The sequence below is a fragment of the Lacihabitans sp. CS3-21 genome (assembly GCF_024343675.1).
GTDB lineage: Bacteria > Bacteroidota > Bacteroidia > Cytophagales > Spirosomataceae > Leadbetterella.
Genome location: NZ_RJUD01000003.1, coordinates 58,538 through 80,122 on the forward strand (window position 1 = coordinate 58,538; position 21,585 = coordinate 80,122).

Here is a 21,585-nt window from a genome sequence, read left to right on the forward strand (position 1 = left end):
TTCAAATTTTTCTGAAATGCTCCTGTAATTCCAAAGATTTTGATAATTTTCATTTACTTTAGCAAAAAATGATTTTTCGACATGAACACCCTATTTCCAGTATTTTTGAAGGCCGAACAAATGACAATTCTGATTGTCGGGGGCGGGAATGTGGGCTTAGAAAAACTAGAGGCATTACTTAAAAACGCTCCGCTTACCAACATTGTTTTGGTAGCTCCCGAAATAAAAACCGAGATTGTTGAACTTCAGAAAACGCACAGAATAGAACTTATTTATGAACCTTATCATTCCGCCTTTTTAGAAAGCAAAAACATTGTGATAGTGGGTACCGATAGACCCGAAGTAAACAAGCAAGTGCAAATAGACTGCAGGAACAAAGGAATATTGGTAAATGTAGCCGATACACCTGATTTATGTGATTTTTATTTGGGTTCTGTAGTTACTAAGGGCGATTTAAAAATCGGAATATCTACCAATGGAAAATCTCCAACTTTTGCCAAGAGAATACGGGAGATGCTACAAGACATTATACCTGATAACATTCAAGAAACCTTAGATAATTTGCAGAAAATCAGAAATAGCCTAAAGGGTGATTTTGAGTATAAAGTAAAGAAAATGAATGAGATTACTACTGTTGTTAAAGATGTAGAACTATGAAAAAAATTGCTGTTTTGTTGGTCATAATTATATGCTTTGGATTTATCAAATTCCAAATTATTGACCATAGTTTTGGTTCTGACGAAAACTGGTCAGAATATTTAGGTGGGGCCGACCGTAATCATTATTCTAAACTCGACCAAATCAACCTCCAAAATGTAAAAAATTTAAAAGTGGCTTGGGAATATGCTACGCCAGATTCTGGGCAAATGCAGGTAAACCCATTGATTGTTGATGGTGTCTTGTTTGGCGTAACGTCGTCTGTACAGGCGTTCGCATTGGATGCTACCACTGGGAAAGAAATTTGGCGATTCGGCGACCCACTTAAAAACTGGGCAAGTACAAGCCGTGGCGTTTCTTATTGGCAAAATGGTAATGATAAACGAATTCTATATACTGCAGGGCCTAATCTCTGGGCTTTGGATGCCAATACGGGGAAACCAATTGAATCATTTGGAAATAAGGGAAAAGTAGATTTGCATACAGGCTTGCCAGAAATAGCCAAAGACAAATTCATCATTTCGAATACTCCAGGTACTATTTTTGAAAATCTGATATATATGCCACTCCGCCTCTCAGAAGATGCCGATGCTGCTCCTGGCGATATTCGGGCTTTTGATGTAGTTTCTGGAAAATTGGTTTGGACATTTCATACCATACCCTATCCAGGAGAAAAAGGATACGAGACTTTTCCAAAAGATGCTTATAAAAATGATGGAATAGGAGCGGTAAATAATTGGTCAGGTATGGCAGTGGACAAAGCTAGAGGAATTTTGTATGTACCAACAGGCTCAGCGGCTTATGATTTTTACGGTGGAAATAGACCTGGGAAAAACCTATTCAGCAATTGCCTGCTCGCATTGGATGCCCGCACAGGAAAACTCAAATGGCATTATCAATTTGTGCATCATGATATTTGGGACAGAGATTTGCCAGCACCACCGAACTTGATTACACTTAACAAAAACGGTAAGGCTGTTGATGCTGTGGCTCAAGTGACCAAACAGGGCTATGTGTTTGTATTTGATAGAGTTACGGGTAAATCTTTATTTCCAATAAATGAAGTTCCAGTTCCTAAGTCTAAATTAAAGGGGGAAATTACTTGGCCTACGCAACCTGTTCCATCCTTACCAAAACCGTATGCAAGAGAATCATTCAAGCTTACAGAAAAAGATATTTCGCCATATGCTCAAAATCGTGAAGAGTTAATAAAAGCTTTTAGAACTTACAAAAAGGGTCTTTTTGACCCACCAAGTGAGCAGGGTACTATCATTTTTCCCGGTTATGACGGAGGTGCTGAATGGGGTGGAAGTGCGGTTGATCCAAACGGCGTTATCTATATTAATGCCAACGAGATGGCTTGGATACAAACCATGAAACCTACTCAGAACATGAGTGGGGTGCCAATGGGTGAGAAAACCTATGTGAATTACTGCCAAAGTTGTCACCAACCCGACCGCGAAGGCAATGTAAAAAGTGGTTATCCATCGCTTATAGAAATTGGCAAAAAACATGATAACGCAGCACTTTTGAATCTGATAAATGGAGGAAAGGGCATGATGCCCGGTTTTGGATTTATTAAACCAGAGGAAAAACAAGCCTTGATAGCATTCCTAAAAAATGAAGAGAAAAAGGAAGTTCAAAGCAAAGATAGTCAGTTGAGCCAAAAAGCTGGAATAGCCTACAAAATGACTGGTTACAACAAATTTCTTGACAATAGAGGTTTACCAGCCATTGCTCCTCCTTGGGGAACTTTGAACGCTATTGACCTAAATTCTGGGAAGCAGCTTTGGAGGATTCCATTTGGAAATGAACCTTTATTAATGAAAGAAGGAATAACCGGTACTGGAACTGAAAACTATGGAGGACCAGTCATAACCAAAACTGGGCTTCTGTTTATAGCGGCTACAAAAGATGCAACATTACGAGCTTTTGAGGCTAAAACAGGCAGATTGGTTTGGGAACATCCACTGCCAGCTGCTGCTTTTGCAACACCATCAATTTACTCTAAAAATGGCAAGCAGTATATTGTTTTAGCTTGTGGAGGTACAAAATTAGGAACTCCAAAAGGGAACAAGTATGTGGCTTTTGCTTTGGAGTAGCTTAAAATTTGTTTTATTACTTTTGTATAAAAATTAAAAGCTTTGACCGAAAACCTCAATACTGCTTGGCGACAAATAGCCTCTACGATTTACAAAAAACCAAACGATTCTAAAATTTTTGGTTCGGTAGAAATTGATGTAACAGATTTGGAGATTTATATTGAAAAAAAGAGAAAAGAAGGTTTAAAAATCACACTGACCCATTTCTTTTTGTTGGCTACTTCTAGGGCAATTAGTAATGATATTCCTGAACTTAATTCCTACTCAAAGCGAGGTAATATATACTCGTTTCCGTCTATTAATGTGTCAGTTAGTGTATTGAAAGCCGATGGTGAAATGTCATCAGTTATTGTAAAAGATGCAGACCAACTCACTTTCAAAGACTCAGTAGAGGTACTCAATAATGAAATTCAGAAATCAAGGAAAGGTTCAGAAAATGGCACTATGCAGCTAAAAGATACGATGTCTGCGATACCGTATCCATTCAGAAATTGGATTGTGGGCATTATCAAAAAACTGTTTATAGACTGGGGCATAAGTTTGCCTTTTATAGATTTAAAGCCTCATACATTCGGCTCATTTATGCTCTCCAATATCGGTACTTTGGGGCTGGATATTGGTTTTCCAGCACTTTTTCCTTTTGCTAATATTTCTTTTGTGATGATCATGGGAGGTGTAAAAACCAAACCGTGGGTGGTCAATAACGAGGTCGTTCCCCGTAGAGTAATAACACTCGGTGCTGCATTAGATCACAGAGTAGTAGACGCCTCACATGCCGGAAAGCTTTTTAAGTATTTGAAGTTTGCCGTTAAAAATCCTGAAATGTTGGAAAAATAAGTTGATCAACTAGTGCTCCCCAAACTTTTTCAATGCCCGATTAAAAGTAGCTTTTGAATTGAAGCCGCAGTCTAGGGCGATGGCCAATTTAGTGTAGTTTTTGTTTTCGGGATTTGTGATTTGAATTTCGAACTCACGAATGCGGAATTCATTTACAAAATCATTGAAATTCTTGCCAAAACCTTGATTTATGGCTGCTGAGAGTAAAGAGGTGTTGGTTTTCAGTTTTATTGCCAACTCCGAAAGCGTCAATTCTGGCTCTAAAAAAATCTTTTCGTTGTTAAATAAGTTTTCTATCTTCGGAATCAATTCATTGGATACTTTTTGGCCACTTTCTTCAACCTTCGGTTCTGGTTTTACTTCAAGATTATTGGAAGTAAAGTGCAAAAACTTAGGCTGAGCTTGGGTATAACCTCTAATGCCTACATAACAGATAATGGCAACCGTGTAAAGATGCCACCACCAGTCTTTTTCAAAGGGCATATCGATAATGTAATCGGCCAGATTCCAAGCCGTTTTAAAAACTTCACCCGTAATAATCAAATATATAAAATTACGAATCCACCCAAAACTTATGGTTTCGGTATCAGAAAACTGTGTCTCCGCCCAATTTCGGTATTCTTTGTAAATCTTAAGTGACAGGTAAAAAAAATAGACATACATAGCCCAAAGAGCAAAGGTCTCTAACCATGAGAGCCATTGAATATTTGGATTACTCTGCCATTTGTTCACATAATCTTTACCTTGAAAAAAGACCAAAATATTGATTACAAAGTATATAGCATAAGGTAAGTAATACAGTAAATCTTTTGTTTGAAATTTAAACTCTCGGTTGATTTGGGCTTTTAAATAGAAATATACTGTGGCGGGAAATGCCAAAGAAAAATGCCTTGGGAAGCCATTTAGCTCTTCCCAAAGCAAATTGATACCTGCAAAACCAAAAGTATAATCTTGGATTTCCATGGTCAATAAAAACAAAACCGCAGCCAAAAGTTTATCCGAAAGACGCTCTTCTTTGAAACCTCTAATCAATAAAAGCACTGAAAACAGTAAGCCAAGGAAATAGGCGAATTGGAGTGGAGTGGTGTAAATTGACATTGAATAATATTTGAAATTTTAACCCAATTAAATTGATAATGTTTTATTTTTTTCTCACATCTCCATTTCCAATTACTCCTGACATGGGATCTATCTTGCCTGGGCCGGTTTGGATAATGCTACAATTTCCTGTTCCATTTGCCTTTAAAGAGATTTGAGAGTTTACGGTTACATTACCATTGCCGTAGCTCTTTACTTTTGCAATCTTACAGGTGAGTTTTTCGGCCTTTACTCTACCATTTCCACTTTTTTTGATATCCAACTCGTCAATCGAGCCTGACAGAAAAACATCACCGTTTCCGGTAGTTTCAAGTCTAAAATACCTCCCCATAATGCCATGGACATGTACATTTGTATTTCCTCGATGACTTATTACTGCCGCTTCAGGCATACTTATTTTTATCTTTATTCTCGTTTTTTCTAAATACAGTCTACCATTTTTATTGCCTTCTAAAATGATATTTAATTGATTTTCTGAGTTGTCTTTATTTACCTTTAGTCTTGGCTCTAGGTTTTCATCTATTTCAATTTTTACACTGAAGGGTTTTCCCACTTTTATTTCTACATGGCCATCAAAATCTTCAATATTTACCTTATCGAAGTCTTTGAAAGCAAATTCACGGGTGATTACTTTGCCCGACCCAAACAATTGTGCATTTACCAAAGTTGGCAAAATGAGCAATAAGAAACATAGTTTTTTCATAGTATTAGTCGTTTTTATTGAAGGTTGCTTTATAAATTGTTTTCCTAGATTTATCAAAATATACTTGACGGTTGTCTTTGTCTTTAAGCTCAAATTCACCGTTGACTACAAACTTTATCTCGGCAAACAAATAGCCAGTTTTCCCAGAGAATGTGGTTGTGTACAGACTGTCTTTTATTAATGGTTTCATTTCAAAATCTTCATCCCAACTGAGTGGTTTACCATCTCCTCTTAGGCCGACTGACTTTATGTCTTTGATGCCAGACACATCTAAAATCACTGTAACGGTTTGATTGTATGATTCTTGTACACAAGAGGAGGTCAATAGGCCAAATATTACAAAGTATAAAATATTTATTTTTTTCATTTTGATAACCATTTAGAAGTTATGTAATCTAATCCAAAACGTCCTGAACCAGCAATCATACTGATAGCCGAAATCCATAAAATACCCATTCCAGGCAACATGTTCCAATAGCCGTACTGTATCTGATGCACAAATACCACCACCAACATGGTGCAAAATATGAGAAGCGAGAAAATACGTGTTTGAAACCCCAAAATCCAAGCAACACCACCCACAGCTTCGCTAAAGGCAGCCATCCAAGCTAAAAAAGCTGGCATGATAGCGAATATTCCTCCATATTCTGCAACGTCATTTGGAAACCAGAAAGCTACTTCAAAAAGTTTAAGATTTTTGTCGGGGTCAGACCAAGGTAAACCAAATTTTGGTGAGCCAAATTCTGCAGTTAGTAAATAACCGTAAACAATTCTAGGTACTGCCAGTGCAATATCCATCGCCCAGCTTGCTTCCTCGGGTTTTATTAGTTTTAAGATTAATTTCTTCATTTTAGTTATTGGTTGAGGTGAATTGTTTTGTTGTTATCAGATGGTTTTAAAACCCAAAATGGCTTACTCTTGATTCTTTTACCTGACATCACAACGGATATTTCTTTGTTGTCGGCCAAGTAAATCTGTGTACCTACCACATCCGTAAATGTTTTTTTTCCGAACGGAGCCAACAATTTACCTTCTTTTGCATTACTGTCGTTACCTGGCCAATAACTCACAAATGTGTATTTTTTTGGCAGAATACTGTTGTTTATAAAAGTTAAAGTTACTTTTTTACCATTTTCTTGTGCTTTGACACTTAGCAGGCCAGCAAAGAAAATTAGTGAAATTGAGAATAGCTTTTTCATATTTGTTTAATCTTCGAAACCGCACCATTGCGATTTGATGTTACAAATTTGAAATCAAAAATTATCGGAGGCGTTGCAAAATATCATTTGAGGCGGCTCAAATTATGATTTGAAGCTTAATTCCTCATTTTTAGGCCTTTTTAAGTAAAATTCGAAGTGAAGCCAAGTGAGAAAAAAAAACAGCAGGAACAATAAAAGTGGCTAACCAACTAAACGGGAAGTGTATAATGGCAATATTTGGCTGCTCGAAACCAAATTTTTGAAGTGGAGTTTCGGTAGAAAAGATTGCCATAAAAACTATGTTTACTAGTAATATCAAAGCCATTATATTCCACGCAATGAGAAGTTTAGGATTCATACCTTTTTTGTAAAAATAGACCATAAGTGGGGCTGATATTCCTGCCAAAATATCAAAGTTTCGCCCCTCAAAAGTCATGATTTCGGGAATTGCTTTTTCTAAAAATAACCAATACAAGGCTATTTCAACCGGAATTCTAACGATGTGTAAGTAGGTAAGTGAAACTATCGAAAACGAATCAATTACTTTTCTGGTTTGGGGAATTATTAAGAGGGAGATCGTCAAAACCATTATTGGCAAAATACCAAACAGAACTATTTTGGGTGGAAACGAATTAGGATTATTGGCGTAAAATCCTTTTAAAGTTAAAACAGCTTGAATTGACATCCAGACAACAAATCCCATGCAAATGTTTAATGAGTGCCTGTGTGTTTTCAATGAAGATTTAAGGATTTTATGGACTAAAAATAAACAAACCAAGGTTGTCCATCCAAAAAATATATTGAGCGAGGGTGTAATGTTTTGAAGCATTTTAAAGGTGTTTAAAAATAAGTATAGATGAAAAACTCATAGATTTTCATTCATAATATAATTGTAAGCTTAGCTATTTTTTTCGAAAGTAGATATTTATCATGCTGATTTTTAGATAGTTCTATGGCTCTCTGATATTCTTCTATGGCCATTTTGGGATTTCTTTCTTCTAGTAGATGACCTAACAATGAATGATATAAATGATTTCCTTTAAGGTTTATTTTTTTAGCTTCCAACAACGCGATATCCTTGCCGTTGGCTCGAGATAGTGCATAAGTACGATTCAGAGCGGTTACAGGAGAATATTCTATTTGTAGCAACTGGTTATAGTTTTGCAATATTTTCTCCCATTTGTCTTTGGATTCCGTTTTTTTGCTGTGCCAATAAGCAATAGATGCCTCCAGGTGATATTTCGAGAGTTCTTGCCCTTTTGCACTCTCTATCAAGAAATAATTGGCTTTGGCTATGAGTTCTTCGTCCCATAAATCTCTGTTCTGGTCTTCGTAAAGGATATTTTTCCCAAAAACATCTAGCCTGGCATTTAAACGTGACGCCTGAAAACACATCAAAGCCATTAGAGCATTTACTTTGGGGAGATTTGTGCTTGGGTTATCAATCAAAAAATAACATAAACGCATGGCTTCTAAACAAAACTCTTTTCTTAGTCCCTTATTTGATGTTGAGGAATAATAGCCTTCATTAAAAACCAAATATATGGTGGTCAATACAGCATTTAGTCTCTTTTCAATCTCCAAAGGACTGTTAATTTTTAAATCAAGGCATTCGTTTTTTAGTATTTCTTTTGCTCTAAAAAGTCGCTTGTTGATGGCTTCTTTGTTGCTAAGGAAGGCTTCGGCTATTTCTTCAATACCAAAACCACATAAAATTCTCAATGCCAAGCCAATTTGAGCTTCTTCAGGAATGGTAGGACTACAAACTGCAAAAATCATCAAAAGTTGACTGTCTTGAATATTTTTTGGCGATAAATCTGGCTCAAATTCTTCAAAGTTATTTAGATGATATCCTAGCTGGTTTTCTATTTTTTCTGAAAACACTTTATTGTGCTTCAAATAATCCTTTGTTTTATTTTTGGCTACGGTATATAACCAAGCTGTTGGGTTTTCGGGAACCCCCTTTTGTGTCCAGGTTTCGGTGGCTAATAAAAAAGTGTCGTTGGTGAGATCTTCAGCTATCTCGATGTATTTTAATCCAAAACCACGACAGAGTACAGAAACAATTTTTCTATACTCTGTCTTGAATAATGATTGGATCAAAATATGCTCAAGCATTTTACATTGGTATTACAGCACGAACTTCCACATGACCACCTACAAATAAAATCGGGCATCCTTCGGCCAAGTGTATGGCTTCGTCCAAATTGTTTGCTTTTACGACTATGTTACCGCCTACAATTTCTTTTATCTCGGCATAAGGGCCGTCAGTAATCACATTGTTTGGCTTCAGTACTTTGCTTCCAACTGAGCTCAGTCTATTGGTACTCACAAATTTACCTTGAGCTGCTATGCCACCAATCCAATCCTGCCATTGTTTTATGCTGGCCTGCATTTGTTCAGGGCTTGGTATAAAACTTGGGTTATACTCGCTTCTAAAAATCATCATAAATTCGTTCATTTTCTTTAATGTTTAAATGTTTTAAAAATCGTTTTCAAATTCATGACGATCAGCCAATTTAAAATTGGACATAAAATGACAAATATTTTTGGCTATTTAAAAAAAGTTTTGAATTCTGACCTCAGTATTAAAGTCAAATAATGGTTAATTCTACTTTTACGATTAATCCCGAATGAACTGCAAATTGAAAGTCCCTCCAATATTGTAGATTCTACAAGGGTTCCAATCACTTTTTGATATTATAATTCATCTTCCTTAATCCATTTGGCTTGAGATAAATTTCATTTTTCTGAAAATCAAAAATCACATTGAAACGCTTCAAAAGATCGTTTCCAAATACTTTCATGGGAATATCTGAGGATCTTGCGGCAAAGCTTAGAGGAACATTTTTTATTGTTTTTTTGCCAATTTTTGCTTTGGGTAGTAGTTTAGTTTCTATCTTGAAAACATTACCGTAAGAATCCTTAAGCTCAGATGTGCTGATAGTTTTAAGTGATTTCATATTGTACTTTTCGGCTATTTGAGGGTCCAAAAGGATAGCTCCACCATATCCGGAATGAAACATGAACTTATCCTGATATACCTCATCGCCAATTTCTAGCTTGCCCTCAATAAACATACTCCCGTTTGAAAAAAACAAATTCATTTTTTGATACCCTTTCAAGTTTTTTGGAAGGTTTTCGTTCACCATTATCAAATTTTTGTCGTAATCTATACTAACAATTTTTTTGGTGAATAAATCATAACCAAACTTGCCGTCTGTCTCAGGCCCAGAGTTCTCGTTCACAAAAATCGTTAAATCTTTCCACGTTAATTTATTGATAAATAGTGTATTGTGCTCACTAAACTCCGCATCTGCTCTTCCTCCCCATGTCTGAATGTTGGTATTTTGTTTATTTTTCAACAAAATCTTCTCTTTCAAACTTTCTTTGGTAATCGTAACACCCGTAGAAGATGTATGGAACATCAGGGTCAAAGTGTCTGAATTATTTATTCGGGCTTTTATACAAATGTTGCTTTGTTTATTTAATCTGAAAGAGAGGGTATCTATACCAATTGCTGAGGTAAGGATTGGAAATAGGAATAAAACAAAGGTCTTTTGAAGCATTTTTAAATCAATAAGTTTTTAAATCTAACAGATAAAAACTAAAACAGGTATTCTCATAAGAAATAAATTCTACAAACGACCTTAGATAGCTACAATTGTGAATACTTTAAGGCTTGGAGTAGGTTCTATTAACATTGTATCGCTTTAGAAACACACAAAAGGATTAAATTGTATTTGGAGTTTTAAACCAAAAATACGCCAAATCGCTTGAAATCCACCTTTTTTTGCTTTCAATCCAAATCGAAATTTATAAATTTTGTCATTTGAGCTTTATTTTTTAAATATTCAATATTGCAATACAAACATTTTTTAGATTAAATTGCATTTGATTTATTAATAAACTCTAAAACTAGAAATATGGAAAAAAGTATTTGGCGTAAAAAACCAATGTCCGCTTACGAGGCTGATATAAAGAACAACCAGTTGAAACGCGTGATGGGTAAGTGGAGTCTTACAGCAATTGGTATTGGGGGTATTATAGGTGGAGGTATATTTGTTTTGACAGGTACAGCCGCACATTATCACGCTGGGCCTGCATTGGCATTGTCATTTATAGTTGCTGGTATAGGCTGTGTTTTTGCAGCTCTTTGTTATTCCGAGTTTGCTGGCATGCTACCAGTTGAAGGATCAGCTTACGCTTATGCTTATGGAACAATTGGTGAATTGTTCGCTTGGGTAATTGGATGGGGCTTAATATTAGAATACGCCATGGGAGCCATGACAGTAGCGGTGAGTTGGTCAGGGTATTTTAATAAACTCATCAACTTATTTGGAATTGAAATTCCCTATTATTTAAGGAATGATCCATTTTCTGCTGCTAGTTATGCAACAAATAATAATTTAGAACCATCTTCATTTGCATTCAACTTACCTGCATTTATTATAACATGGGTTGTTACATGGATTTTAGTCAAAGGAATTAAGGAAGCTAGAAATACCAACAATCTTATTGTGGTTCTTAAACTTGCAGCTATACTTTTTGTAATTATTGTTGGAGCATTTTATGTGAATGCCGACAATTGGCATCCATTTATTCCAGAGCCAGAAATGGTTACACATGAAGATGGAACATCGGCAGAGGCATACGGTATCAGAGGTATTTTAAGTGGTGCAGCGGCTATATTTTTTGCATACATCGGTTTCGATGTGGTTTCTACTTCGGCGGGTGAGGCCATTAATCCTAAAAAAGATGTGCCATTTGCTATAATTGCTTCATTGTTGATATGTACTGTACTATATATAATGGTTTCATTGGTGCTTACAGGAATGATCAACTATAAAGAAATTACTGGGGATGCACTAAAAGCTCCAGTGGCATTTGCATTTGATCATGTGGGAAAACCTTGGGCTGTTCTAATAATTACGGCTGCAGCCACAACTGGTTTGATTTCAGTAATGTTGGTTATGATGTTGGGTCAAACTAGGGTATTCCTTGGAATGGCAAAAGATGGCTTATTACCAAAATTCTTCAAACAAATTCATCCAAATTTTCAAACTCCTTGGAAAAGTACAATCCTTGTAGGATTAGTAGTTTCATTGGTTGCTTCTTTTACACCTATTGGTGTTTTGAGTGATATGACCAGTTTCGGTACTTTGTTTGCATTTGCAATGGTATGTCTTGCTGTGTTGATACTCAGAATAAAAGACCCAAATAGAGAGCGTCCTTTTAAAACCCCAATGCTTAAATTGATAGCTCCATTGGGAATTATCACCAATGTTGGACTAATCGCTTTGTTAAATGGTTTGGCTCAAAAATTAGCTATTGCATGGCTATTGATAGGATTGATTGTATTCTTCATATATGGTCAAAGAAACAGTAATCTCAATCAGATGGACAAGGATTGAAAATGAACTAATAATTTTTTATATCAAAAAGAGAAGGCTTCGGTCTTCTCTTTTGCATTAAAAGCTTGATAATAAATTTCTAAAGTTGACCAATTTGTTTATATAATTATAAAACAAAATAAATTTTTAAAATAAAAATTTAGCTTACATTTGCACACTTTTTTTAAAAAAACTATGTCTAAGGAACATCACGATACAAACAATTTAAGCCTCGGCGGTTTATTAGTCACTTTAGGAATCATTTTTGGTGATATCGGAACTTCTCCACTTTATGTAATGCAGGCCATTATTGGAAAAGAAATTATTGACGAAGAACTTGTTTTTGGCTCTCTATCTTTAATTTTTTGGACGCTAACTCTTCAGACTACTTTAAAATATGTAATACTGATTCTTAGAGCCGACAATCGTGGTGAAGGAGGAATCTTTGCTCTATATGCCTTGGTTCGTCGTCACGCCAAGTGGCTAACAGTTCCTGCTATTATTGGTGGAGCTGCTCTTTTAGCTGACGGTATTATAACGCCACCGATTTCAGTTTCCTCAGCTATTGAGGGTTTGCAAATCAAATACCCTGAAATCCAAACTATTCCAATTGTAATTGCCATACTTACAGTATTATTTCTAATTCAGTCATTAGGAACAAACATTGTTGGCAAAGCATTTGGGCCTATTATGCTAATTTGGTTTGCAATGCTTGCCGTGCTGGGTGTATCTCAAATCATTCACAATCCAGCTATTTTCAAAGCTATTAACCCTTATTATGCCTATAAGCTTTTGTTTTTCCATAAAGATGGTTTTTGGTTATTGGGTTCGGTATTTTTATGTACCACTGGAGCGGAGGCATTATATTCTGATCTAGGACATTGCGGTCGCAAAAACATCCGTGTAAGCTGGATTTTTGTAAAAACCACTTTATTGTTAAATTATTTTGGACAAGGTGCATGGGCAATATCTCAGCATGGTACATATTTGGGCGATAGAAAACCATTTTATGAAGTTGTTCCAGATTGGTTTCTGCTACCTGCCATTCTTATTGCTACGGCTGCTGCCATCATAGCTAGTCAGGCTTTGATTACAGGTTCTTACACACTCATTTCTGAGGGTATCAGGCTGTATTTCTGGCCAAAAGTTAAGTTGAATTACCCTTCTGACAAAAAAGGGCAGCTTTATATTCCTTCGATCAACTGGTTTTTGTTGGCAGGTTGTATTGGTATCGTGTTGTATTTTGAAAAATCTACCAACATGGAGGCCGCTTATGGTCTTGCTATCACCATTACTATGATGATGACCACCATATTGGCGGTTGTTTATCTTTATACCCACAAATTCAATAAGCTATGGGTGGGTTTGTTTTTAATAGTTTACATAACCATAGAATCGAGCTTTTTAGCGGCTAATTTATTGAAATTCTCACATGGTGGTTGGGTTTCTTTATTGATAGCAACCTGCATAGCTGGAATCATGATAGTGTGGTATAGGTCAAGCAAAATAAAAAATAGATTAACTGAATACGTAAAACTTGAAAAGTATATTCCAGCTCTGAAAGAATTAAGTGAGGACGTGAGTATTCCGAAATATGCTACTCATTTGATTTTTATGTCGAATGCAAACAGGGTAACGGACATTGAATCAAAAGTGATGTATTCTATTCTTGAAAAAAGACCCAAAAGAGCAGATATATTTTGGTTTGTTCATGTAGATACCACTGATGAGCCATATACAAGAAAATATAAAGTGGATGTAATTGCCAAAGACGATATTATTAAAGTTAACTTTAAATTAGGTTTTAGGGTAGAACAGAAAATCAATTTGTATTTCAGAAAGGTTGTAGAAGATTTAGTAAAATCTGGAGAAGTAGATATTACCAGCCGATATGAATCTTTGAGCAAGCAAAATGTGATTGGTGATTTTAGGTTTGTAGTTTTAGAAAAGTACTTATCTTATGACAACAAATTGCCATTTTTTGAGAAGTTGATAATGGAAACCTATTTCTTCATTAAGCAATTCACCACACCTGAGCACAAATGGTTTGGTTTGGACGCCAGCAATGTTAAAGTAGAAAAAGTGCCACTTATTATCAGACCTAACACAGAGATTAACCTAGAAAGAATAGTTTAATTAAATAGAATAGTTCTTTAAAACATTCCTTCAAATGATTAATTTGAAGGAATGTTTTTGTTTTTACCAAACTCTAATTTCGCCAAGAATTACCTCAGCTTTTGAATCGTTGATTTTAATTCGAATTTTTTGAGTTTGAGTTTCATTTATTTTAATAATTCGTTTGTAGCCGATGGTGGTTTCAGTTGCTACTTCTTTCCAGTTATTGCCATCCCAAATCTCTAGGGAGAATGACTTAACTCTCTGACCCAAAGCTATATATTCTTGTAATTCAACAAAATTTATGAGTTGGTTTTTGCCAAAATCTAATTCCACTGAGGCATTTTTAGACCCTTCAGCTGCAGCCCAATAGGTTTTGGCATTGCCATCGATTAAGTTCTGTGGCTTTTGTTTATTACTAAACTTTGATGAAACGGACACTTTTGCATCATTGGCTAAATTCTTTGAAAACTTCTCATTGATGAGCTTCTTCCAAGCCAGCAAGTTGTTTGCATCAATTTCATGAATTTGACCACGTCTATCAGGTGGTATATTCAACAGCAAATTAGAACCTCTTCCTACCGAAGTCAAATAGATTTCAAACAATTGTTCTGGCGTTTTTACTTTAGAATCTTCTTCAGCATGATAAAACCAGCCCGGTCTTATGCTCACATCCACTTCAGCGGGTACCCAGTCTTTACCATTCTCATGGCCTGTGTTTAATACACCTTCAATGCCTGCCTTGCCAGCGTATAGTGTGTCTCTGCTAATATTATTCCAATTTGTCCGGCCAGCCAATCCGCGTTCATTTCCGACCCAACGAATTTCAGGGCCCGCATCAGAGAAAAACAATATTTTGGGTTCAAGTCCACGTACCAGATCGATGGTTTTCGGCCAATCATAGAAGGTTTTTCCATTTATTTTCCTCGTTTCTTTACTTCCGCCATAGTATCCATCTCCGCCGTTGGCTCCATCAAACCACATTTCGAAGATGGGGCCATAGGCTGCAAAAAGCTCCTTAAGTTGGTTTCTATAATATTCTATATAACTCGGTGAACCATAATCGGCTCGGTTCCTATCCCATGGCGAGAGGTACACACCAAACTTTAAACCATATTTTTTGCAAGCTTCTGAGACTTCTTTAACCACATCACCTTTGCCGTTTTTATATGGACTGGCGGCAATAGAATGCGAAGTAAATTTGCTTGGCCAAAGCACAAAGCCATCGTGGTGCTTGCAAGTTAAAATCACTGCTTTTAGGCCGGCGTCTTTTATGGTTTTTACCCAGGAATCAACATCCATATCAGTTGGATTAAATATGCTTGGGCTTTCGTCACCATATCCCCATTCTTTGCCTGTGAAAGTATTGGTTGTGAAATGGATAAATGCATAAGTTTCTAACTCGTGCCATGCAAGCTGATCAGCCGTTGGAACTGGAAATATTGGCTTGGGGTAAGACATTTGGGAAGTTTTACAGCTCAAAACCGTAAAAAATAGAGCAAAAAATATAAAGTATTTTGAAGTTTTCATTTTGGTTTTATAATTGATTGGAAGCATTAAAATTAATCTTAAATATCCGATTCAGAAAAAAATATGTTTTATTTGAACATTAAAACCCTCAAAAAATGGCTATTATTTTTTCTTCCGAAAACTTCAAATCTATTTTTGGGTCTTTTCTAAAATCCTTCCGAAGGTTTCCACTTACATTGCTTTGTAGTTTGGTGGCTACGGTTTGTGTTATTCTCATTGCCAAAGACGAGGTTCACAGCAAAGTTTTGGAGAAAATTGCCGTCACATTTGGCTTGTTTTTACCCATGTTTTTTAGTGCAGAAATATTTGAGGAAAGAAAACAAACACCTAGATTTTTGATTTTAGGGTTAAGCGTATTAGCTATTTTAACTTTTTATTTTCTTGGTTTTCCTGAGGTCGTAGATATTTTTAATAACAAATCTTTTCTGATTCGTTTGGGAGTTTTGGTTATCGTTTTTCATTTGCTTGTTTCGGTAGCTCCATATATTTTCACTAAAAATTCATCAGGTTTTTGGCAATATAACAAAACGCTATTGATCAATATTCTCACTGCATTTTTATATACGTTTACATTAAGTGCGGGCTTGGTTTTGGCTGTGTCGGGTGTCCAAAATCTCTTTGAGGTTAAATTGGTAGACGATTGGTTTGTGTATATTTGGTTTGGGGTGAACGGATTTTTCAATACGCTTATTTTTACTTCTAAATTGCCCGCTTTAGAGCAAATTGATAAAGAAACTTCGTATCCTTTAGGTTTGAAGTTCTTTACTCAGTATGTGTTGCTGCCACTGGTAGCCATATTTTTGGCAATTTTATTAGCCTATGAAGGCAAAATTATTTTAGCATGGTCATTGCCAAAAGGCTTGGTAAGTATCATGGTTTTAGCAAGTGCAATATTCGGCATACTGGCATTTTTACTTATTTATCCACTAAAAAATCTGAATAATTGGATTCACAGTTATAACAAGGCCTATTACTGGATATTGATTCCGTTGGTGGGTCTCATGTTGGTGGCTATTTATGTTAGAATCTCCCAGTATGGACTTACTGAGCCTCGGTATTTTGTGGCTATGTTGGCGGTTTGGATGTTAGGTATTGCTATTTATTTTTCTTTTTCCAAGGTTGATAATATTAAAATAATTCCACTTTCACTTTTGCTTTTGGGTCTGATAGGGATATTTGCTCCATACAATGCTTTTCAGAGTTCAAGGACAAATCAAATTGGTCGGATGAAGGAAGTATTGATAAAAAACAAATTGCTTAAAGCTGGTAAAATCATTGTTCCTTTTAATTTTACACTTGACAGCATGAATCAAGATAGACTTTATGCAGCCCTCGAATATTTAGCTGAAAGTCATCCAGGAAATCTTAAAGATTATTTGACCGAAAAACAATTTGATGAATTGACGGCGGAGAAAAACGATTTCCAAAGGGCTCAATTAATTTACAAATTGATTAATCTTCCTCAGAAAAAGAGTTTTGATATATATAAATATTTTAGCGTCAAGAGACCTAGTTTTTATGATTTAAATAAAGCTGATTTTTTTGTAGATTCAAGGGAACATGGTGGAGAAAAAGGAGCTATTATAATTGAGAAGGATTCATTATCTTGGAAACTAGAGCAGGATATTTTGACATTTATTATTGGGAAAAAAGAAAAAGTGAATTTTGATATTAACAAATTGAAGAATGAAAATTCAACCGAACTAGGTATTGAATCCACCACTTTCGAATTGGAAACTACAAAGTTTTCAATGAAGCTTTTGATAGAAAGTGGAAATTCTAATAATGGAATACTAGAAAACTTACAATGGAAATTGTTTTTGACTAATAAGTGAAATTATGCCCAACCCTCTTTTCAAAAAACTTGGACTAAAGGATGGCCAAAAAGTAATTTTGGTCAATATCCCTGAAAACTATTTCGATTTGTTGATAGAAGTACCAGATGTGGAAGAAGCGGAACAGGAGCAATTGGCCGATTTTATACACCTATTCGAATGCAGGCTAAGTGATTTAGAAAAATCTTTTCAAAAGAATGTTTCTCGGCTCAAACCTGACGGCATGATTTGGATTTCATGGCCCAAAAAGACCTCCAAAGTGGCTACCGATGTTGATTATCACTCAGCTAAGTTTATTGCTACACAAAATGGTTATGTAGACGTCAAAGTAAGTGCCATTGATGAAACTTGGACAGCTTGTAAATATATGTTACCTAAGAAAAGCAGGATTTGATACTGAAATTTTTAGGTGTATTTTAGATCATTCGCTTCCTAATCTAAGTTTTTCAAATTCTTCTTCAGCTCCTAAAAAAGCATTTATATCAACATTTCCAGTAATACCACTTACTCTACCTGTTTGAGAGTATTGCCAAATTTTTAGATTTGGGCTTCTTACCAATGAATGAATATTTCCAGATTTGTAATCGGCCAGCCAAAGGGGATGGTCTTTAAAATGACCCTTTATGTACTTTTTGTATATAGAAGTATTGGTATAATTAATTGGCTTTACCCCATAATGTTTTTCAATCGTTTGAAGCCATTTTAAGAGATTTTTCCTTACTGAAGCCACATTGGCTGATTTTGAATCTTTCTCAAAATCCAGTACAGGTGCAAGGTCTCCATCAGCTAGTTTTACAGATTTTATGAAATTTTTGGCTTGATCTGTGGCACTTCTTGTCGGATGATAAAAATGATATGCCCCTCTTGTTATGCCTGCTTCCTTACATTCGTTCCAGTAAGTTTTGAATTTCGTGTCCTGAAATGTAGAACCTTCAGTGGCTTTCAAGAAACAAAAACTAACCTTAAAATCATCATGGTCAGCTATTTTTTCCCAATCCACACTCCTTTGGTGATGCGATACATCGATTCCATGGATGTTGTAGCGTTTGATAATGTGATTGTTGCTTGGAGCAAAACTGACATAGAAATTGTGTAATAGTATTGTGAATACTAGTGTAAAGTTTATAAACATATCACTCGATTATTTTTGATTATGTATTCATTATCGCAACAACTATTGTGCCGTATAATCAGGTTTTTATGTAATTATTTCAGTTTTTCAGTTTTTATTCACAATTTATTAGGGCTTTGGTTATCCATTTTTGACAAAAAAAAAGAGGGTATCTTTTATGATTACCCTCAATAAAATATATCAACAATAATGTCTATTTGGCTCTTTTAACTATCTCACTATAAGGTATTATCAGCTCTCTTCCCAATGATTGTCCATTTCTAAAAGTTTGCACTCTAAGATTCAAATTTGCCTCAGGTACTTCAAATGGTATTGTGTATTTTTTGGCATAATTTACTGGGTAGGTATTGTCTATGCTATAATATATTTCAGTGTTTGGCACATTATTAGCTAAGTCCACTAAAATTTTCCCCGAGTCTTTTTTTATGTTCACTATTGGCTCATATACTGCCTTTGAAATGTTGATTTTAGCGGCATCAAATCTTAAAAAATGAGATTCGGTTCTAATTATAAAGCTATTCCAGTTTTTTGCTTCTTTCGGACTCCAAAGTGTTTCACTTGTAGAAAATGCACGTGGATAGGTCATATAAAACGCAAACTGTAGATTTGGAACGACTTCCGTCCAAAGGTTCGCTTGTCCTCCTAAAATGTATTTGGCATCTACGCCTTCTGGGACTGGTTCAAACTCAAACGTTTTTTCAAGCGTGAGGTCGGCATAAATTGGATTTTCCACGCTTTTATCTCCTTGGGTGTAATCTATATAGGCATAAGTAGTAGGAGTCATCACAACAGGAACGCCCATTTTTGCAGCTTCTATACCACCTTTCATGCCTCTCCAACTCATTACAGCGGCTCCTGGAGCAAGTCCTCCTTCCAGAATTTCGTCCCATCCAATCAGCTTTTTGTCCTTACTGCTAACAATTTTTTCAACACGTTTTACAAAATAACTTTGTAATTCATGGGTGTCTTTTATGTTGTTCTTTTTCATAAATGCCTGTACAGTAGCATCTCGTTCCCAGAATCCGTGATAACTTTCGTCACCACCCATATGAATGTATTGGCCAGGGAAAAGAGCAGCTACTTCGGTCATTATTTTATTTACAAAGTCGTAGACTTTTTCATCGGCAGGGTTAAGCGTGTTCTCAATTAGCATTTCAAATTTACCATCAGCGTACCATTCAGCAAATTTTGCCCCTGGATTTACCGAAGTTTGTTTTTTCAATGTAGAGAGTTCAGGATAAGCAGCCAAAACTGCCATGCTATGTCCAGGAATGTCTATTTCTGGTACTATTGTTATGTTTCTTTCTGCAGCGTATTTAACTACATCTTTGATTTGCTCTTGCGTATAGAAGCCCCCATAAGTAGCTTTTTCCCCTTCTTTGGGATGTGGACGGGTATCGCCAAACCTACCAAAGCGTTCCACTCTCCATGCACCTATTTCAGTAAGCTTTGGCAAGGATTTTATTTCTATTCTCCAACCTTCGTCATCTGTCAAGTGCCAGTGAAATACATTAAATTTGTATTGAGCCATTTTGTCAATGTAAGATTTCACTTCATCCACTGTAAAGAAATGACGACTCACATCAAACATCAATCCTCTCCAGCCAAATCTGGGATAATCTTTAATTTTACAACCCATCACCATAGCTATTCCCATTGGATGGTCATTTGATTCAAAATCTTTTGGTAGCAGTTGTCTTAAGGTTTGAAGTCCATTAAAGATTCCACTTTTTGTATTCGCCAAAATTTCGATGGTATTATCTTTAACTTCCAAAAGATAACCTTCATCCCCAATCGACGAGTCTTTGGTTTTTAATAAGTCCAAAATAATGGCCTTATTACTCTTGTCGGGATTGGGTACTGATTTAAAATTGATATTTATTCCTGCATTTTTTAAGAACATCTGGAAGTTTTCAGCCATTTTCCTTAACTCAGTATTATTCGCTCTCAAATCTATACTGGTTTTATTATCCATCACAAACATGCCATTGGTGTTTTGGAAACTCACTGGAGCAGGAATGATATTGTGTTGTGCTTTTAGTGTTAAAACGCTTAAAAACATTAATATAAGAGAAAAACCATTTTTCATTTGTACTCAATTTTGGTTGAAATGTAAAGTTATTAAAATTTTTTAAAAAGTATGGATTTTATTGATGGAAATAAACTTTTGGATTTAAACTTCGGTAAGTTTTTAGAAATTTTATTAGGTAGTTCAACTTTTGAATCGTTTTATTTCATTATATTATATCTGTATTTCATTAAAAAAAACAAAATAATTGTTTTTGGAAATTACCTACGAAGATATTTTTCTAATATATTAATAATCAGTTAATACTTTTATTATTTGCATTAAATTTTAATAAATATTGTCTACTTTCCAACTAAATACCACGGTTTTTCAAATCTCCGATTGATGTAATTTATTTTTTTAAACATTTTATTATTTTAATATTTGTAATATTAAACAACTAAATAAAATTTTATGAAAAATTCATTCACATTATTTACAATTATGATTATTTGCTCTTTGAGCGTTTCTGCACAAGTAGTTAGAGTCGGTTTATTGGGCATTGGAGCTGGTGGAAGTGCCAACGGTGCTAGGCTGGCTCTTCATTTAGTGGACGTTTCCTATGCTCCAAAACCCAAGTTTGATGCTGGTGTCTATTTAGGTATGGGCGTTGGTGGAAGTGGAGACGAGACAAGTGCGTCTGTGGAAGGAGGAGTACGTTATGGTGTTCAAGGTAAATATTATTTTCTTACCAATAAGTTTAAGCCCTTTGCTGGACTTCAAGTTGGCTTAAACTCAGGTGTAAGTGCAAGTGTTGATGATACTGGAAATACTTCTAACGAAGAATCAGGTACTAAATTCCAAGTTACGCCTCAATTGGGTTTTAGAGTTGGACCATTAAATATTTGGGCTTCTTATCAAAGTGGTTTTATGTTTAATGGAGGGTTGGTTTTCGGTTTTGGAAAATTTAAGTAGT

Annotated in this window: 20 protein-coding genes; 8 read left to right on the plus strand and 12 right to left on the minus strand. The window is 35.5% G+C overall.

Annotated features, from left to right (window positions below):
• Positions 1-81 precede the first annotated feature (81 nt).
• Genes EGI24_RS02780 through EGI24_RS02790 form a run of 3 tightly spaced genes read left to right on the plus strand, consistent with a single transcriptional unit; the run spans position 82 to position 3,596 of the window.
• Positions 82-657, plus strand: coding sequence for a bifunctional precorrin-2 dehydrogenase/sirohydrochlorin ferrochelatase (locus EGI24_RS02780; RefSeq protein WP_255046744.1), 576 nt, complete (start codon positions 82-84; stop codon positions 655-657).
• Positions 654-2,759 (plus strand): PQQ-binding-like beta-propeller repeat protein, encoded by a 2,106-nt coding sequence (locus EGI24_RS02785; protein ID WP_255046745.1) that lies wholly within the window; start codon positions 654-656, stop codon positions 2,757-2,759. Before EGI24_RS02780 ends, EGI24_RS02785 begins: the two co-directional genes overlap by 4 nt.
• Positions 2,760-2,801: 42 nt before the next feature.
• On the plus strand, positions 2,802-3,596 hold the full coding sequence (locus EGI24_RS02790) for a 2-oxo acid dehydrogenase subunit E2 (protein WP_255046746.1): 795 nt from the start codon (positions 2,802-2,804) through the stop codon (positions 3,594-3,596).
• A 9-nt stretch (positions 3,597-3,605) separates the two neighbouring features.
• On the opposite strand, the gene EGI24_RS02795 is transcribed toward EGI24_RS02790, so the two are convergent.
• From EGI24_RS02795 to EGI24_RS02835, 9 genes are all read right to left on the minus strand, one after another.
• Entirely contained in the window at positions 3,606-4,694 is a 1,089-nt protein-coding gene (locus tag EGI24_RS02795) for an AraC family transcriptional regulator (RefSeq protein WP_255046747.1), read from the minus strand.
• A 43-nt stretch (positions 4,695-4,737) separates the two neighbouring features.
• Positions 4,738-5,397: a GIN domain-containing protein gene (locus tag EGI24_RS02800; RefSeq protein ID WP_255046748.1), complete on the minus strand. Its 660-nt coding sequence runs from the start codon at positions 5,395-5,397 to the stop codon at positions 4,738-4,740.
• A gap of 4 nt (positions 5,398-5,401) precedes the next feature.
• On the minus strand, positions 5,402-5,764 hold the full coding sequence (locus tag EGI24_RS02805; RefSeq protein ID WP_255046749.1) for a hypothetical protein: 363 nt from the start codon (positions 5,762-5,764) through the stop codon (positions 5,402-5,404).
• The gene (locus tag EGI24_RS02810) at positions 5,761-6,246 is read right to left on the minus strand and encodes a DoxX family protein (protein ID WP_255046750.1); all 486 of its coding nucleotides are present in this window, start codon (positions 6,244-6,246) and stop codon (positions 5,761-5,763) included. Before EGI24_RS02810 ends, EGI24_RS02805 begins: the two co-directional genes overlap by 4 nt.
• Positions 6,247-6,251: 5 nt before the next feature.
• On the minus strand, positions 6,252-6,596 hold the full coding sequence (locus EGI24_RS02815) for a hypothetical protein (protein WP_255046751.1): 345 nt from the start codon (positions 6,594-6,596) through the stop codon (positions 6,252-6,254).
• Positions 6,597-6,726: 130 nt separating this feature from the next.
• Complete coding sequence (locus tag EGI24_RS02820; RefSeq protein WP_255046752.1) at positions 6,727-7,425, minus strand: hypothetical protein; 699 nt, start codon at positions 7,423-7,425, stop codon at positions 6,727-6,729.
• A gap of 50 nt (positions 7,426-7,475) precedes the next feature.
• Positions 7,476-8,714: an RNA polymerase sigma factor gene (locus EGI24_RS02825; RefSeq protein ID WP_255046753.1), complete on the minus strand. Its 1,239-nt coding sequence runs from the start codon at positions 8,712-8,714 to the stop codon at positions 7,476-7,478.
• A 1-nt stretch (position 8,715) separates the two neighbouring features.
• Complete coding sequence (locus EGI24_RS02830; protein WP_255046755.1) at positions 8,716-9,057, minus strand: YciI family protein; 342 nt, start codon at positions 9,055-9,057, stop codon at positions 8,716-8,718.
• A 226-nt stretch (positions 9,058-9,283) separates the two neighbouring features.
• On the minus strand, positions 9,284-10,165 hold the full coding sequence (locus EGI24_RS02835) for an aspartyl protease family protein (protein ID WP_255046756.1): 882 nt from the start codon (positions 10,163-10,165) through the stop codon (positions 9,284-9,286).
• 357 nt (positions 10,166-10,522) lie between these two features.
• On the opposite strand from EGI24_RS02835, the gene EGI24_RS02840 reads away from it, so the two are divergent.
• Positions 10,523-12,010: an APC family permease gene (locus tag EGI24_RS02840; RefSeq protein WP_255046757.1), complete on the plus strand. Its 1,488-nt coding sequence runs from the start codon at positions 10,523-10,525 to the stop codon at positions 12,008-12,010.
• A gap of 174 nt (positions 12,011-12,184) precedes the next feature.
• The gene (locus tag EGI24_RS02845) at positions 12,185-14,125 is read left to right on the plus strand and encodes a KUP/HAK/KT family potassium transporter (RefSeq protein ID WP_255046758.1); all 1,941 of its coding nucleotides are present in this window, start codon (positions 12,185-12,187) and stop codon (positions 14,123-14,125) included.
• 63 nt (positions 14,126-14,188) lie between these two features.
• On the opposite strand, the gene EGI24_RS02850 is transcribed toward EGI24_RS02845, so the two are convergent.
• The gene (locus EGI24_RS02850) at positions 14,189-15,634 is read right to left on the minus strand and encodes an alpha-L-fucosidase (RefSeq protein ID WP_255046759.1); all 1,446 of its coding nucleotides are present in this window, start codon (positions 15,632-15,634) and stop codon (positions 14,189-14,191) included.
• A 95-nt stretch (positions 15,635-15,729) separates the two neighbouring features.
• On the opposite strand from EGI24_RS02850, the gene EGI24_RS02855 reads away from it, so the two are divergent.
• Together EGI24_RS02855 and EGI24_RS02860 are read left to right on the plus strand one after the other, a co-directional pair.
• Entirely contained in the window at positions 15,730-17,469 is a 1,740-nt protein-coding gene (locus EGI24_RS02855; RefSeq protein ID WP_255046760.1) for a DUF4153 domain-containing protein, read from the plus strand.
• A 4-nt stretch (positions 17,470-17,473) separates the two neighbouring features.
• Positions 17,474-17,863 (plus strand): DUF3052 domain-containing protein, encoded by a 390-nt coding sequence (locus EGI24_RS02860; protein WP_255046761.1) that lies wholly within the window; start codon positions 17,474-17,476, stop codon positions 17,861-17,863.
• Between the two features lie 27 nt (positions 17,864-17,890).
• Here EGI24_RS02860 and EGI24_RS02865 read toward each other — a convergent pair whose 3' ends face one another.
• Both EGI24_RS02865 and EGI24_RS02870 read right to left on the minus strand, forming a co-directional pair.
• Positions 17,891-18,601, minus strand: a complete 711-nt coding sequence (locus EGI24_RS02865) for a glycoside hydrolase family 25 protein (RefSeq protein WP_255046762.1) — start codon at positions 18,599-18,601, stop codon at positions 17,891-17,893.
• A gap of 193 nt (positions 18,602-18,794) precedes the next feature.
• The gene (locus EGI24_RS02870; protein WP_255046763.1) at positions 18,795-20,690 is read right to left on the minus strand and encodes a beta-N-acetylhexosaminidase; all 1,896 of its coding nucleotides are present in this window, start codon (positions 20,688-20,690) and stop codon (positions 18,795-18,797) included.
• A 393-nt stretch (positions 20,691-21,083) separates the two neighbouring features.
• Between EGI24_RS02870 and EGI24_RS02875 the strand changes: the two genes are divergently transcribed.
• Complete coding sequence (locus tag EGI24_RS02875; RefSeq protein ID WP_255046764.1) at positions 21,084-21,584, plus strand: hypothetical protein; 501 nt, start codon at positions 21,084-21,086, stop codon at positions 21,582-21,584.
• Position 21,585: the final 1 nt, after the last annotated feature.